Annotated in this window: 15 protein-coding genes; 2 read left to right on the forward strand and 13 right to left on the reverse strand. The window is 66.9% G+C overall.

What is annotated here, in order from left to right:
* Positions 1-48: 48 nt before the first annotated feature.
* From kynU to truB, 6 genes are all read right to left on the reverse strand, one after another.
* Positions 49-1,305, reverse strand: coding sequence for a kynureninase (kynU, locus tag K4G53_RS01845; protein ID WP_221383799.1), 1,257 nt, complete (start codon positions 1,303-1,305; stop codon positions 49-51).
* Entirely contained in the window at positions 1,302-2,156 is an 855-nt protein-coding gene (gene kynA, locus K4G53_RS01850; protein WP_221383800.1) for a tryptophan 2,3-dioxygenase, read from the reverse strand. Before kynA ends, kynU begins: the two co-directional genes overlap by 4 nt.
* Before the next feature lie 36 nt (positions 2,157-2,192).
* Positions 2,193-3,176, reverse strand: a complete 984-nt coding sequence (locus K4G53_RS01855; protein ID WP_221383801.1) for a bifunctional riboflavin kinase/FAD synthetase — start codon at positions 3,174-3,176, stop codon at positions 2,193-2,195.
* Between the two features lie 79 nt (positions 3,177-3,255).
* The gene (locus K4G53_RS01860; RefSeq protein ID WP_221383802.1) at positions 3,256-3,732 is read right to left on the reverse strand and encodes a hypothetical protein; all 477 of its coding nucleotides are present in this window, start codon (positions 3,730-3,732) and stop codon (positions 3,256-3,258) included.
* A gap of 19 nt (positions 3,733-3,751) precedes the next feature.
* The gene (locus K4G53_RS01865) at positions 3,752-4,105 is read right to left on the reverse strand and encodes a hypothetical protein (protein WP_221383803.1); all 354 of its coding nucleotides are present in this window, start codon (positions 4,103-4,105) and stop codon (positions 3,752-3,754) included.
* A gap of 2 nt (positions 4,106-4,107) precedes the next feature.
* The gene (truB, locus tag K4G53_RS01870) at positions 4,108-5,043 is read right to left on the reverse strand and encodes a tRNA pseudouridine(55) synthase TruB (RefSeq protein ID WP_221383804.1); all 936 of its coding nucleotides are present in this window, start codon (positions 5,041-5,043) and stop codon (positions 4,108-4,110) included.
* A gap of 64 nt (positions 5,044-5,107) precedes the next feature.
* Here truB and K4G53_RS01875 point away from each other — a divergent pair, with 64 nt between their 5' ends.
* On the forward strand, positions 5,108-6,280 hold the full coding sequence (locus K4G53_RS01875; protein ID WP_221383805.1) for a pyridoxal phosphate-dependent aminotransferase: 1,173 nt from the start codon (positions 5,108-5,110) through the stop codon (positions 6,278-6,280).
* Here K4G53_RS01875 and trxA read toward each other — a convergent pair.
* Positions 6,277-6,714, reverse strand: coding sequence for a thioredoxin (gene trxA, locus K4G53_RS01880; RefSeq protein WP_221383806.1), 438 nt, complete (start codon positions 6,712-6,714; stop codon positions 6,277-6,279). The two genes, K4G53_RS01875 and trxA, sit on opposite strands and share 4 nt — an antisense overlap.
* A gap of 2 nt (positions 6,715-6,716) precedes the next feature.
* The gene (locus K4G53_RS01885; RefSeq protein ID WP_221383807.1) at positions 6,717-7,202 is read right to left on the reverse strand and encodes a nucleoside deaminase; all 486 of its coding nucleotides are present in this window, start codon (positions 7,200-7,202) and stop codon (positions 6,717-6,719) included.
* 174 nt (positions 7,203-7,376) lie between these two features.
* On the opposite strand from K4G53_RS01885, the gene K4G53_RS01890 reads away from it, so the two are divergent.
* A complete protein-coding gene (locus K4G53_RS01890; RefSeq protein WP_221383808.1) occupies positions 7,377-8,504 on the forward strand; it encodes a ScyD/ScyE family protein in 1,128 nt (375 codons plus the stop codon).
* 77 nt (positions 8,505-8,581) lie between these two features.
* On the opposite strand, the gene rbfA is transcribed toward K4G53_RS01890, so the two are convergent.
* The 5 genes from rbfA to rimP all read right to left on the reverse strand — a co-directional run bounded on the left by rbfA (position 8,582) and on the right by rimP (position 14,521).
* Complete coding sequence (rbfA, locus tag K4G53_RS01895) at positions 8,582-9,091, reverse strand: 30S ribosome-binding factor RbfA (protein ID WP_221383809.1); 510 nt, start codon at positions 9,089-9,091, stop codon at positions 8,582-8,584.
* Between the two features lie 253 nt (positions 9,092-9,344).
* Entirely contained in the window at positions 9,345-12,251 is a 2,907-nt protein-coding gene (gene infB / locus K4G53_RS01900) for a translation initiation factor IF-2 (protein WP_221383810.1), read from the reverse strand.
* 152 nt (positions 12,252-12,403) lie between these two features.
* A complete protein-coding gene (locus K4G53_RS01905) occupies positions 12,404-12,751 on the reverse strand; it encodes a YlxR family protein (RefSeq protein WP_221384052.1) in 348 nt (115 codons plus the stop codon).
* A 175-nt stretch (positions 12,752-12,926) separates the two neighbouring features.
* The gene (gene nusA / locus K4G53_RS01910; protein ID WP_221383811.1) at positions 12,927-13,907 is read right to left on the reverse strand and encodes a transcription termination factor NusA; all 981 of its coding nucleotides are present in this window, start codon (positions 13,905-13,907) and stop codon (positions 12,927-12,929) included.
* Positions 13,907-14,521, reverse strand: a complete 615-nt coding sequence (gene rimP / locus K4G53_RS01915) for a ribosome maturation factor RimP (protein WP_221383812.1) — start codon at positions 14,519-14,521, stop codon at positions 13,907-13,909. Before rimP ends, nusA begins: the two co-directional genes overlap by 1 nt.
* Between the last annotated feature and the right edge of the window lie 49 nt (positions 14,522-14,570).

Raw genomic sequence — 14,570 nt, forward strand, 5'->3', positions numbered from 1 at the left:
ATCGTCCAGTTTACCGGCCGCGCCCTAACCTTGTCGAAACAGCGCCGATCAGCCGGCCAGCCTGTCACGGATGGCTGCCATGCCCTGCAGGACTTCCCCGAAGCTGGTGCTCAGCGGCGACAGGCCCACGCGGATGCCGCGCGGTGCCCGGAAGTCGGGGATCACGTCCTGGTCCCACAGCGCCTCCACGGTGGCCTTGGTGAAGTCCGGGTGGTCCACCGTGATGTGGCTTCCGCGCAGGGCGGGGTCGCGCGGCGAGGCCAGTTCAGCGCCCAGCGGTGCCAGCCACGCGTCGAACAGCTCCACGGCGAAGGCTGTCAGCTTCTCGGATTTGGCCCGGACAGCGGCCATGGAGGCTTCCTCGATGAGGTCCAGGCTGCCCTGCATGGCCAGCATCCCGAAGATGGCGGGGGTGCCGCTGAGGAACCCGCGGATACCCTCGGCGGGTTGGTAGCCGGCCCCCATTTCGAAGGCGTCCTTGCGGCCCATCCATCCCCAGATGGGCTGGTTCAGCGAGTCCAGGTGCCGGACGTTGACATACGCGAACGCTGGGGAGCCCGGGCCGCCGTTGAGGTATTTGTAGGTGCAGCCCGCAGCGAAGTCCACGGCTGCGCCGTCGAGGTCGATCTCCACCGACCCCGCTGAATGGCACAGGTCCCACACCACCAGGGCGCCGGCGTCGTGCACCGCCGCGGTGATTGCCGGGAGGTCCGCCAGGTGCCCGGAGCGGTAGGCGATGTGGCTGAGGAGTACGACGGCGGTGCGCGGCCCTGCTGCTTCGCGCACCTGTTCAACGGTCACCCCGGCTGCGGGATCGGGAGTGATCCAGCGCAGCGTCAGGCCTTCCTCAAGGGCGATACCTTCCACGAGGTAGCGGTCGGTGGGAAAGTTTTCGGTGTCCAGCACCAACTCATTGCGGTCCGGGTCCTGCACTGCGGCCAGGGCCGCCCGGATCAGCTTGTACAGCACCACGGTGGTGGAATCGGCGATGATGGTCTGGCCCGGGGCGGCCCCAAGTACCGCCCGGCCCAGCTGGTCCCCGATCGCGTGGGGCAGGTTGAGCCAGCGTTCGTCCCAGCCGCGGATGAGCCGGCCGCCCCATTCCTCATTGATGAAGGCGGCGATGTCCTCCGCTGTCCGCTTCAGGGGCCGGCCCAAAGAGTTGCCGTCCAGGTAGGACAGGGCGGTGTCGGTACCGACGAAGTGGCCGCGGTACTGGGCCAGCGGATCCTGGCGGTCAAGCTCCGCGGCGCGCTGCTCCAATGCCCCGGCGGCTGCTGGAATGTCTTGCAGGTGTTGGCTCATTGTCCGATCTCCGTCCTGACAGCGAATAGTTCCGGGAAGAACGTCAGTTCCAGGGCCTTCTGCAGGAAGGTCACGCCGCTGGATCCGCCGGTGCCCGTCTTCATGCCGATGGTCCGTTGGACGGTGCGCAGGTGCCGGAAGCGCCAGAGCTGGAAGTTGTCCTCCAGGTCCACCAGTTCCTCGCATGCCTCGTAGGCGGCCCAGTTGTCCGCGGCATGTTCATAGATGTGCTTGAAGAGCGGCACCAGGTCCGGGGCAAACTCGTGTGCCCGGGTGACGTCCCGGTCCAGGACCGCACGCGGCACCGCAAACCCCTGCCGCGAAAGGTAGGCCAGGAATTCGTCGTAGATGCTCGGGGCAGTAAGGAGCTCCTCCAGCATGGCGTAAGCCTGGGGATCGGATTCGAAGACCGGCAGCATCTTGCGGTTCTTGTTTCCCAGGATGAATTCCACGGCGCGGTACTGGGCGGACTGGAAGCCCGAGGAGTTCCCCAGGAAGCCACGGAACTGGGAGTACTCCGTTGGCGTCAGGGTGGCCAGCACGGACCACTGCTCCGTGAGCGTCTTCTGGATGTGCTTGACCCGGGCAATGCCCTTGAGCGCCGAGCCCAGGTCGTCGGAGCGCAGCCATGCGGCAGCGCTGCGCAGTTCATGCAGGACCAGCTTCAGCCACAGCTCCGTGGTCTGGTGCTGGATGATGAACAGCATCTCGTCGTGGTGCTCGGGCTGGCTGACGGGCTGCTGGGCGCTCAGCAGGGTGGGCAGCTGCAGGTAGGAGGCGTAGCTCATCCGCGAGCTGAAGTCGCGGACGATCCCCTTGTCCAGCTTGCGGGTGTTCTTTTCGACGGACACGTGCTGCCTTTCGTTATGGTCCACCCGGCGGATGCGTCAGTGGCCGGCCAGGAGCTGGTGCGCCTGGACCACGTCAAGCTGCATCTGTTCCACCAGGGCCTCAGGCCCACGGTAGGCCACCATGCCTCGGAGCCGCTCGACGAATTCCACGATTACTGTCTGGCCGTACAGATCGAAGTCCTCCACGGCCTCCTTGGGCCGGTCGATCACGTGTGCCTCCACTTGGCGGCTGACGCCGTCGAACGTGGGGTTGGAACCCACGGAGATGGCGGCCGGCCAGCGCTTACCGGCCTGGTCCACGAGCCATCCCGCGTAAATCCCGTCCGCAGGGATCAGCCCGGAGGCACTGGATGAAAGGTTCGCGGTGGGGAAACCGAGCGCCCTGCCCCTGGCTGCGCCGTGGACAACTTCACCGCGCATCCGGTGCGGGCGCCCCAGCACGGCGGCCGCGGTGACGACGTCACCCTCCTGCAAGGCTTCACGCACCCAGGTGGACGAACAGCGGCGGTCCTTGCCGTCGTCCTCGTGAAGCGGGTAGCCCTCGGAGCCGAACTCGCTGATGACCTGGACGTCGAAACCGAACTTGTCGCCCAGCGCTTTCATGGTGTCCAGGTCGCCGGAGTTGCCCCTGCCGAAGCGGGCGTCGTGGCCGATCACCACCTGGCTGGCGTGCAGGCAGTCCACGAGGTACTGCTCCACGAACTCTTCGGCCGTCAGGCTGGCAAGGTCCAGTGAATACTTGACCACCAGGATGGCGTCGAGGCCGAGTTCGCCCAGTGCTTCCAGTTTGTCGTCCAGGCCCATGATCAGTTCGGGCGCGGCTTCCGGCCGGTGGACCTGGGCGGGATGCGGGTCGAAGGTTACTGCCACGGCCTTTGCCTGGCTGCGGCGTGCCGAGCGGATCAGCTGGGAGAGCACCTGCTGGTGCCCGCGGTGAACGCCGTCGAAGTTCCCGAAGGTGACGACGGATGGGCCGAAGTCCGCCGGGACCTCGGACGGATCGTTCCAGATGTAGACCATCACCCTCGCCTTAGCTGACTGCACACATTCGATGTTCCGGCACCTTGCCGGCCGCGGAACTCTTCAAGGGTACCCGGATTCACTGCCGTGCCCCGGCCTGCGGCGCTGTGGCCCGGGAGGGGCGGCGCCGGTACAGCCACACGAGGCCGAGCACCGGAAGCAGAAGGGGGATGAAACCATAGCCGCGGCCAAAAAGGGACCACACGGTCTCGTGCGGGAACTGCACGGAATCGAACACGCTCAGGGCCCCCACCACCAGGACCCCCACCAGTTCAACCAGCACCGCGGCAACGGACACCTTGAACCAGGTGGTGCCGGACTTGGCCAGGGATACGGTGGCAACGACGTACACCAGGGCGGCGAACGCGGAGAGCAGGTACGCTACCGGGGCTTCGGAGAACTTGGTGAGGATCTGGTACCCGGCACGTGCCGTGGCGGAAATGGCAAACACCCCGTACACCGCGATCAGCAGCCGTCCGGGGCCCGTGTTGCGGGTGTTGCGGCTGTCCTGCAGGGGCGCGCCGTCTGCGGCGGTACGGGGCTGCTGGTCTTTCATGCTGCGTGCTTCTTCCACTTCAGTACCAGATCTGGTTCATTCGGGCGGCCATCACCAGCGCGGTGACGCCGACGGCGGCCAGGACAAAGTTGCTCCACCGCGTGCGTTCCAGGATGGACCAGTAGACGGCGGCCGGAGGCAGGAGCATGGCGGTGGCCATGTAGCCCCAAAACTCCCAGGCCTCGCCGGCGATTGCCTCCCCGGCGATCACGCGCACAATGGAGCCGACAAGATACACGACCAGGGCCACTTCCACCGCGACGACGGACAGGATGGTGACGTCGTTCGGTGCCTTCCGAAGGATTCCGGCGCCCAGGCAGAGCACCGTGGACACCAGGCCGACGACCAGGATGATGTAAAAGAAAGCGTCCACGCCTAGGCCTCCGCGGGGGCGCCGACGGGCGAGCCGCTGCCGGGGGCGAACACGAGCACGGGTTTGGCGTAGTTTCCGGCGTCGGCGAGGAGCGCCACCAGGCTGCCGTCCGGGGCAAACGCGGCCGCGGGATGCTCGGCGGTGGCCGCTGACGGGCTCCCCGGTGCGGCGCCGGCGGCGATGCGCCGCCCGAACGAGATCTCGGTGGTTTCCTCGGCGCTCAGTTCCCGGTTGGGCATGAGTGCGCGGGCGGCGTCGGACATGTCCAGCACGTTGAGCTCTTCGGCGAGCTGCTCCAGGGTGCGGGCCTGGTCCAGGGAATACGGGCCCACATGCGTGCGGCGCAGGGCGGTGAGGTGGCCCCCGACGCCCAGCGCGTTGCCGAGGTCCCGGGCCAGCGCCCGGATGTAGGTTCCCGAGGAGCATTCCACGGTGACGTCCAGGTCGATGACGTCCGCCACCGGGTCGCGCCTGATGCCGTGGATCTCGAACCGGTGGATGGTGACAGGGCGCGGGGCCAGTTTGACGTCTTCGCCGGAGCGGACACGCGCGTAGGCGCGTTCGCCGTTGACCTTGATGGCGCTGACGCTGCTGGGCACCTGCTGGATGTCGCCTGTCAGGGCGGCGACGCCGTCGTGGATTGCCTGCTCGTGGACGGCGGCGGTGCCGGCCGTGGCAACCACGTCCCCTTCGGCGTCGTCCGTCACGGTGGACTGGCCCAGCCGGATGGTGGCCGTGTAGGTCTTGGACGTCCCCACGATGTAGGTGAGCAGCCGGGTGGCCTTGTTGATTCCTACAACCAGCACCCCTGTTGCCATGGGATCCAGGGTGCCTGCATGGCCCACTTTCCGGGTACCCGCGAGGCGCCGCATCCGGCCAACCACGTCATGGCTGGTCCATCCCTGCGGCTTGTCCACTATCACCAGTCCAGAAAGCACGCCTACCAGTATATCGGCGCTGGTTGGCGCCCCGGCGCAGCGGGACGCAGCTAGGATGGCTGGCATGCCTGAGCTTGCCGCCCATGTCCGCGACGTGCCCGTCAACCAGATCCGCGAAATCACGGAAGCCGCCTGGCGTACCCCGGATGCCCTGGTGCTGAGCATCGGCGAGCCGGGTTTCCCCCTCCCCCGCCACGTCCTCGACGCCGGCATTGCCTGCCTTGACCGGGACGAAACCAATTACACCCCGAACGCGGGAATCCCCGCCCTGCGTGAAGCCTTCGCCGCGAGGTTCCGGGCTGAGCAAGGCGTCGAGGTCGGCGCGGACCGGGTCTACGTGGTGTCCGGGGCGCAGCAAGGACTCCACTTCGCCATGAGCCTGCTGCTCTCCCCCGGCGACGAAATCCTGATTCCGAACCCGGGCTACCCCACCTTCGCGATGACCGCCCGGCTGCTCAACGCCATGCCCGTGGCGTATCCGCTGCGCCCGGACCACGGCTTCCAGCCGCGGGTGGACGACGTGGCGGCCCTGATCACCGCGCGCACCCGGGTGCTGGTCCTGAATTCCCCCTCGAACCCCCTCGGCGCGGTGCTCGGAGAGGACGTGATCCGGGAACTGATGGACCTGGCCCGCCGCCATGACCTGTGGGTCATCTCCGACGAGTGCTACGAGGCTTTCACCTACGACGTGCCGCACATCAGTCCGGCGAGGTTCGACGGCGGCACCGCCGGCGACGCGCGCGTCTTCACGTCCCTGACGCTGTCCAAGACGTATGGCCTGACGGGGCTGCGGATCGGGGCCCTGATTTGCCCGCCCGGGCTTGAACAAAAGATGGACAACGTCATGGAGTCGATCGTCTCCTGTGTGGCGTCACCGCCGCAGTACGCGGCGCTTGCCGCCCTCACCGGCCCCCAGGACTACGTGCGGCACGCGCACGGGCATTACCGGACCAACCGGGACGCCGCATCCGCCGTGCTCGACGCCAAGGGCATCCCCTACCTGAGGGCTGATGGCGCTTTCTACCTCTGGGCGGACATGTCCCACGTCACCGGCGGTGACGTACGCACGTGGGTGCGGCGCTTCCTCGCCGAATCAGGGGTGGCGCTGGCACCGGGAACGGCGTTCGGGTCCATTGGCGAGGGGTGGGTGCGCATCGCCCTGTGCGGCCGGAAGCAGGACCTGCTTGAGGGGTTGTCGCGGCTTCCTGCCAGGGACGGCAGCCGTTCCGCGGACTAGTTACGCGCGCCGGCGACGGCGTTGTCCAGCCAGGAGCGGAGGACGTTCGCCGGGGCGGCGCCTGCCTGGCGGGCAGCCACTTTGCCGTCGACTATCACCATCAGCGTGGGGATGGCCTGCACCTCGAAGCGCTGCGACAGCCGTGGCGATTTGTCCACGTCCACTTTCACCAGCTTGATCCTTCCGGGGCGTTCCCGGGCGAGCTTGTCCAGCACCGGGCTGACCATGCGGCAGGGCCCGCACCACGCGGCCCAGAAGTCCACCAGTACGGGAACCTGCGAGTTTTCCGCGACCGCGGTGAAGTCGGTATCGTCCGCGGACACGATCCACGGCAGGTCGGCCTTGCAGTTGCCGCACCGGGGATGGCCCGCTGCCGAGGCGGGCACGCGGTTGGTTTTTCCGCAGGCGGGGCAGCTGATGAGCACCGGTTCCATTGCTAGTATTCCGTCCTGCCCTCGAAGGCGCGCCAGGTCTGGAAAGGGATGTCCGACGTCGGGATGTCATCCCGGGTGACCGGCATCAGTTCGGGCTTGCTGCCGCTGAAGTAGTCGTAGAAGAGGGCGTCGTCGAAGCCCGCCGCCGCTGCCCCGTGGCGGTCGGCGGCGAAGTAGACGTGGCCGATCCTTGCCCACAATGCGGAAGCCAGGCACAGCGGGCACGGCTCGCAGCTGGCGTAGAGGACCGAGCCGCCGAGGTCGAAGTTCGCCGTCGCCGCGGCCGCTGCCCGGATGGCGACCACTTCGGCATGGGCCGTGGGGTCGTTGTCCCGGGTCACCCGGTTAACGCCTTCATGGACTGTCCCGTCCGGCGTCACCACCACCGCGCCGAAGGGGCCGCCGCCCTGGCTGACGTTCCAGGTGGCCAATTGCACGGCCTGTTCAAGGTACTGGAAGGGGCCGTTCCCCCGGTCTTCGGACGTCATAGCACGATCCTAGCCACAGCGCAGCGTTAGGGGACGGAAAAGGGGGAAATTGGGGGGCATGCCAGCAGTACATACCCGCTGGTAGAGGCCTACTCTTACGCCGGGGGTTCCATATTCCGCCTCTGCGGAGGCTCCTTAACCGGATCAACAAGGGCTTCCAGCCCGGGGTACCCAATGAAGAAGAGACTCACCCTTTTGGCCTCCATGGCGGCCACTGCTGCTTTCATAGCCTCCGCGGGCCCTGCCGTCGCCGGCGACTCCACACAGGACTACGACGTGCTGGCCAGCGGATTCGTTTCACCGCTGCACCTGAGCGCCGGGCCCGGCAAATCGGTCCTCGTCTCGCAGGACTTCCTCGGCGTATTGACGCGCGTCAACCGTGATGGCTCCACGGATAACCTGGCCACGGAGACGCCCAAAGGCTGGGAGGTCGCGGGCTCGGACACGCGCGGCAGCACCACCTTCTTCCTGGAGAGCGTGGGCGCAGGGCAGGGCGATCCGGCAGCACTGCACGGATACCTGAAGTCCATTGACGCCAAGGGCGATGTGGACACCATCGCCAACTTCGCCGACTACGAACGGCGCAAGAATCCCGACGGAAAGCAGCGCTATGGGTTTGGCGATGACGTGAGCGCCAAGTGCCTCGCCGACTGGCCGGCCTTCCCGCCCGCCAAGTACAAGGGCCTGGTGGACTCCCATCCCTACGCCCTGGCAGTGAAGGACGACACCGCGTATGTTGCCGATGCCGGCATGAACGCCGTCCTCAAGGTCAACCTGAAGGACGGTGATATCGACACCCTTGCGGTCCTGCCACCACGGCCGGCGGTCATTCCCAAGGGATTCGTGGTTCCCACCGACATGCACGGTGGAACCTTCAAGGTGCCGGACTGCGTGGCAGGGCATAAGTACGCGTTTGAGCCCGTTCCCACCGACGTCGCGCTGGGTCCGGACGGCATGCTGTATGTGACGTCATTGCCGGGCGGCACGGAGGGTCCGGAGCTGGGTGAGCGCGGGGCGATCTTCAAGATCAATCCCTCCAACGGCGACGTTGACCTGTGGGCGGACCACATCCTGACCCCCACCGGACTTGCCGTCACCGATGAAGGCGACATCTACGTTGCTTCGCTGTTCGGCGGCGAGATCGTGAAGTTCACCTGCTCGGGCCACCGGTCGCAGTTCCTCAAGGTCAACCTGCCGGCCGACGTCGAGGTCAAGGGCCACAACCTCTACGCCACGATCGACGCCCTCGGCGACCCGTCACAACCACCGGCGGGGAAGGTCATCAAGGCCGACCTCCGGTAGGCAACCAGCAATCAAGCCGGCAGCCTTCATAAAAACGGCCAGGGCCCGGGATCAGCTCCCGGGCCCTGGCGTGCGTCCTACTTGCTGCCATCCTCGTCGAGGTCTTCGTCGCCGCTGAGGTCCAGGTCCTCTTCGTCGAAGTCGTCCTCGTCGATGTCAACATCGGCTGGCGCATCGGACTTGTACGGGTCGGCGTCGCCTGCGTGGCGGGCGTTCGCGGCAAGGGCAGCCACCTCGGCGTCCCGCTTCCGGGCCTCCCGCAGCAGTTCCTCCAGGTTGGAGGCGTTGACTGGAATCTGGTCCGCGACAAATTCGAGGGTGGGGGTCAGGCGGGCGGTGATGTTCCGGCCAACCTCCTGCCGGAGCACACCCTTGGCCTTCTCAAGCCCCTTGGCAGCATCAGCCTGGACAGCCTGGTCACCGAAGACGGTGTAGTAAACAGTGGCGTGCTGCAGGTCATTGGTCACCCGGGCATCGGTAACAGTAACGCCTTCCACCCGAGGATCCTTGATCCTCCGGCCCAAGGCCTCAGCAACAACAACCTTAATCCGCTGCGCCAACTTGGCAGCACGTGCCGGATCAGCCATGAACAAACTCCTATAAGAAGAAAAAAATTAGGGACGTACGACGGCGGCAACAGGGCAGCCAACGGACGCTTCAGTTATGTGCCACGCAAGAAAGGCGGGCCAACGACGATGCCGGAGAGTTTTGGGGGCGCCCGGGAGTGGCATCGGGCCTACCGGAGCTGGGCGGCAAAGGATCGCTAGATCCTTTGCCGCCCAGCGTAGGGGCGGGGCGCCCCCAAAACTCGGAGGCGCCCAGCCAGGTGAAGCACCGAGGCTAGACGCGCGGCTTTTCGCGCATCTCGAAGGTCTCGATGATGTCACCTTCGACGATGTCGTTGTACGACCCAAGACCGATACCACACTCGAAGTCCGTGCGGACCTCGGTGGCGTCGTCCTTGAAGCGCTTGAGCGACTCGACGGTGAGGTTGTCACCGATGATCTTGCCGTCGCGGCTGACGCGTGCCTTGCTGTTGCGGCGGATGATGCCCGAGCGGACGATCGAGCCAGCGATGTTTCCGAACTTGGAGGAGCGGAAGACTTCGCGGACTTCGGCGGTACCGAGCTGGACCTCTTCGTATTCCGGCTTGAGCATGCCCTTGAGCGCCATCTCGATGTCGTCGATCGCAGCGTAGATGACGGAGTAGAACCGCATGTCCACGCCTTCGCGGTCGGCCAGTTCGGCGACCCGCTCGGCCGGCTTGACGTTGAAGCCGATGATGACGGCGGAGTCGACCGTTGCCAGGTTGACGTCGTTCTGCGTGATGGCACCCACGCCGCGGTGGATGACGCGCAGCTGCACGCCTTCGCCGACGTCGATCTTGAGCAGCGCGTCCTCGAGGGCTTCGACGGCACCGGACACGTCACCCTTGAGGATGAGGTTGAGGGTGTCGATCTTGCCTTCGGCGACGGCCTGGTCGAAGTCTTCAAGGCTGATGCGCTTGCGGCGCTTGGCCAGGGCGGCGTTGCGGTCGGCGGCTTCGCGCTTCTCGGCGATCTGGCGGGCGGTGCGCTCGTCAGCGGTCACGAAGAAGGTGTCACCTGCACGCGGGACGTTGGACAGGCCCAGCACCTGGACGGGGCGGGACGGGCCGGCCTCGGTCAGGGCGCTGCCGTCGTCGTCGAACATCGCACGGACGCGGCCGTGGGCCGTGCCTGCAACGATGGTGTCGCCGACGCGCAGCGTGCCGGACTGCACCAGGACGGTGGCAACCGCACCGCGGCCCTTGTCCAGGTTCGCTTCGATGGCGATACCGCGGGCGTCCTTGTTCGGGTTGGCGCGCATGTCCAGGGCTGCGTCCGCGGTAAGCAGGACAGCCTCGAGCAGTTCGTCGATGTGCAGGTTCTGGCGGGCAGAGACCTCCACGAACATGGTGTCGCCACCGTATTCCTCGGGAACCAGGCCGTACTCGGTCAGCTGGCCGCGGACCTTGTCCGGGTTGGCGCCTTCCTTGTCGATCTTGTTCACTGCCACGACGATCGGCACGTTGGCCGCCTGGGCGTGGTTGAGGGCTTCAACGGTCTGGGGCATGACGCCGTCGTCCGCTGCAACCACCAGGATGGCGATGTCGGTGACCTTCGCACCACGGGCACGCATGGCGGTGAACGCCTCGTGGCCCGGGGTATCGATGAAGGTGATCTTCCGATCGGTGCCCTCGTGGTTGTGCGTGACCTGGTAGGCACCGATGTGCTGCGTGATGCCGCCGTGTTCGCCCGCCATGACGTCGGACTTGCGGATGGCATCGAGCAGGCGGGTCTTACCGTGGTCGACGTGGCCCATGACGGTGACTACCGGAGGACGTGCCTCGAGTTCCTCGTCGCCTTCGGCTTCGAGTTCGGCGTCAAAGTCGATGTCGAAGCTGGAGAGCAGCTCGCGCTCCTCGTCTTCCGGCGAGACGACCTGGAGCTTGTAGCCCAGTTCCTCGCCGAGCAGGGCGAAGGTGTCCTCGTCCAGCGACTGGGTGGCGGTGGCCATTTCACCAAGGTGGAACAGCACGGTGACCAGTGCGGCGGGGTTTGCCTCGATCTTGTCGGCAAAGTCCGTGATGGACGAGCCGCGCCGAAGCCGGATAACAGTGTTGCCGTCGCCGCGGGGTACGCTCACGCCACCCAGCGACGGGGCGCTCATCTGCTCAAGTTCCTGGCGCTTCGCGCGCTTGGACTTGCGCTGCTTGCCACGGCCTGCGCCGCCCTTGCCGAAGGCACCCTGGGTGCCGCCGCGGCCGCGCCCGCCCTTGCCGAAGCCACCGCCGGCGGGAGCACCGCCGCCGCCACCGGGACCACCGGTTCCGGGAGCGCCACCGGGGCGTCCGGGACCGCGGCCGCCGCCGGGACGGCCTGCACCTGCGGGTGCGGGACGCTCAGTGCGGTTGGGCATCATGCCGGGAGTGGGACGGGGTCCGCCGGGACGCGGTGCACCCGGACGGGGTCCACCTGCGCCTGCTGCCGGACGGGGTCCGCCCGCGCCTGCTGCCGGACGCGGACCGCCGGGACGGGGTCCACCTGCGCCTGCTGCCGGACGGGGACCGCCGGGACGGTCGCCGTCGGTGCGGCTGCCGCCGGGACGGGGCATGCCCTGGGACGTGGCGAACGGGTTGTTGCCCGGACGCGGAGCGCGCTCGCCGTCTCCGCCACGGCCACGGGGCATGCCCTGTGAGGTGGCGAAGGGGTTGTTGCCCGGACGGGGACCGCCGGGGCGGGGGCCGGCGGACGGCGTGGAACCACCAGGACGGGCGGAAGGAGCCGGGGTCTCAGCCTTGGGGGCCGGACGGGCACCGGGCTTGGCGCCGGTGGACGGAGCACCCGAAGTTGGAGCACCTGCAGATGGAGCCGCGGGGGCGGCAGGCGCTGCCGCGGCGGGGGCTGCCGGGGCTGCTGCCTGGGCGGGGGCTGCCGGGGCCGGTGCCTGTGCCTTGGGGGCCGGAGCCTTGGGGGCAGCGGGGCCGGGGGCCGGCGCTGACGGACGTGATTCTGCTGCGGGTGCCGGCGCCTTGGGTGCGGTGGCGGGCGCTGCTGCCTTGGCAGCGGCGTCGGGGAAGGCGTTACGCAGCTTCCGCACGACGGGGGCCTCAATGGTGGAAGAGGCGGAGCGAACGAATTCGCCCAGTTCCTGCAGTTTTGTCACTGCATCTTTGGAAGTTATACCGAGCTCTTTGGCGAGCTCATGTACGCGGACCTTGGCCACATTTCTCCTGTCTCGGTCCGCACCGAGCCAGGCACGAACCGTCTACTTCTTACTGCGGACCCCGGCCGCTGTTGATGCGAAGGGGCCCATTGCAGAGCGCAACAAAGTTGTCATCGTTACGCACTCATCGCTGGGAACTCATCGGGTTTCCATCAGATTTCTGACCCGCTTTCAGGTTGGACGGTTGGTGTTGTGGCGGCTTGCGCCTCCGCAACGTTCGGACCTGACGTGATCCAGTGTTCGACGGCGGCTGTCCCGGTCGTGCCCGGAAGGGCGCGTCCGAAGGCCCGCCGCTTTGTCGCCAGAGCCAGGCACGATTCGGTGGGGTGCAGCCAGGCACCCCGGCCAGCCATCCGGCGTCGTTCATCCACCACAACAGCGGTTGAACCGCTGCCGGCGGCAACGAGCCGGAGCAACTGCGACCGCGGGCCTTTCTTGCGGCATCCGATGCAGGTGCGTTCAGGCTGATTTCCGGGGGAAAGCACTTCTGCCACGGTCATCGTCCTGACGTTCACTCTGCTGGCCACGGGCAACCCGGCTCCGCGGTGACGGAAACGAGCATGCCCAAGGCACACGACTGCCGGCCGTTAGGCGCGGTCTTATCTATTCTAGCCCCTCCGGGGCGTTCTGCCCCAACGTGCGGCTACGGCGCGGCTGTCGCTGCGCCGCAGGCCGTTACTTGTCCCGGCTGCCCGCGGCGTCCGACACAATGTCGATGCGCCAGCCGGTCAGCTTGGCGGCCAGGCGGGCGTTCTGGCCCTCCTTGCCGATGGCCAGCGACAGCTGGTAGTCCGGGACCACCACGCGGGCGGACCGGGTGGCTTCGTCGGTGATGGTGACGGAATTCACGCGCGACGGCGAGAGGGCGCTGGCGATGAAGGTTGCCGGGTCCTCGTTGAAGTCGACGATGTCGATCTTCTCGTCGTTGAGCTCGGTCATGACAGCGCGGACCCGGGAGCCCATTTCGCCGATGCAGGCACCCTTGGCATTGATGCCGGGAGCCTTGGCCTTGACCGCGATCTTGGTGCGGTGGCCGGCTTCACGCGCCAGCGCCACGATCTCCACGGAGCGGTCGGCGATTTCCGGCACTTCGAGTTCGAAGAGCTTCCGGACCAGTCCGGGGTGGGACCTGGACAGCGTGACTGACGGGCCCTTGGTGCCGCGGTGGACATCGATCACCAGGGCGCGCAGACGGTTGCCGTGGATGTACTTTTCACCCGGGACCTGCTCGGGCGGCGGCAGCAGCGCCTCCACCGAGCCGAGGTTGACCTGGACCATGTGGGGATTGTTGCCCTGCTGGATGGTGCCGGAGACCAGTTCACCTTCGCGTCCCTTGAACTCGCCCAGGACGTTGTCGTCCTCGACGTCGCGCAGGCGCTGCAGGATGATCTGGCGCGCGGTGCTGGCGGCGATGCGGCCGAACCCCTCAGGAGTGTGCTCGAATTCACCGATCGGGGCCCCGTCGTCGTCCAGCTCCACAGCCCAAATGGTGACGTGGCCGCTCTTGCGGTCCAGCTCGGCGCGCGCTTTTTCGAAGGCGCCGGGCGACTTGTGGTAGGCCACCAGGAGCGCCTGCTCGATGGTGGGGATCAGGAGGTCCAGCGGGATTTCACGCTCACGCTCCAAAAGCCTCAGTGCGCTCATGTCAATATCCATCAGGCCTCCTCAGAAGGTCCATTGTGTTCAGGTTCCAGACCGTCCTCCGAGAGGTGGCTGAATTCGATCTCGACTTTTCCGTTGCGGATCCTGTCGAAAGGAAGCTTGATGGGATCGCCCTGCCTGGGCTTCATTCCCTTTTTGACGGCAATCTCGGGGACGAGGGTCACGCCGTCGCCGTCCACCGACTGGATGCGGCCGGTGACGTTTTCGCCCTGGACGACGTTGACCTTGACCAACCGGCCCTTGGCCCGGTGCCAGTGGCGCGGCTCGGTCAGCGGGCGGGCAACGCCGGGCGAGGACACTTCGAGGTCGTATGGCCGGCTGTCGGTGCCCGGGTCGCTGTCCAGGACGTCGGAGAGCACCTTTGAGATGTCGGCGATGACGTCGAGGCTGACGCCGCCGGTCTCTTCCTGGGGCAGGTCCACCACGACGTGGACCACGCGGTGCGAGCCGGCAATGTTGATGGCGACGTCTTCGAGGTACAGGCGGTTGGCCTGGACCGCTGGTTCCAGGAGGGCCCGGAGCCGGGCGGCTTCGGGATTGTGGGCCGGCGCGGTTCCGCTCCCCGTTCCGGTGTGGTCTGGTGAAGCCGTGGCTTCTGCATTGCTCACGATGCCGGCCGCCTCCCTATAGATGATGTGGTGTTACTAGCGTAGCTAT

The sequence above is a fragment of the Arthrobacter sp. MAHUQ-56 genome (genome assembly GCF_019710585.1).
Classification (GTDB): Bacteria; Actinomycetota; Actinomycetes; order Actinomycetales; family Micrococcaceae; genus Arthrobacter.

Coding starts and splice junctions, on each gene's coding strand:
- kynU (WP_221383799.1), bottom strand. CDS start 1,305: ATGAGCCAACACCTGCAAGACATTCCAGCAGCCGCCGGGGCATTGGAG.
- K4G53_RS01855 (WP_221383801.1), bottom strand. CDS start 3,176: ATGGTCTACATCTGGAACGATCCGTCCGAGGTCCCGGCGGACTTCGGC.
- K4G53_RS01860 (WP_221383802.1), bottom strand. CDS start 3,732: ATGAAAGACCAGCAGCCCCGTACCGCCGCAGACGGCGCGCCCCTGCAG.
- K4G53_RS01875 (WP_221383805.1), top strand. CDS start 5,108: ATGCCTGAGCTTGCCGCCCATGTCCGCGACGTGCCCGTCAACCAGATC.
- trxA (WP_221383806.1), bottom strand. CDS start 6,714: ATGGAACCGGTGCTCATCAGCTGCCCCGCCTGCGGAAAAACCAACCGC.
- K4G53_RS01885 (WP_221383807.1), bottom strand. CDS start 7,202: ATGACGTCCGAAGACCGGGGGAACGGCCCCTTCCAGTACCTTGAACAG.
- K4G53_RS01890 (WP_221383808.1), top strand. CDS start 7,377: ATGAAGAAGAGACTCACCCTTTTGGCCTCCATGGCGGCCACTGCTGCT.
- rbfA (WP_221383809.1), bottom strand. CDS start 9,091: ATGGCTGATCCGGCACGTGCTGCCAAGTTGGCGCAGCGGATTAAGGTT.
- K4G53_RS01905 (WP_221384052.1), bottom strand. CDS start 12,751: ATGACCGTGGCAGAAGTGCTTTCCCCCGGAAATCAGCCTGAACGCACC.
- nusA (WP_221383811.1), bottom strand. CDS start 13,907: ATGGATATTGACATGAGCGCACTGAGGCTTTTGGAGCGTGAGCGTGAA.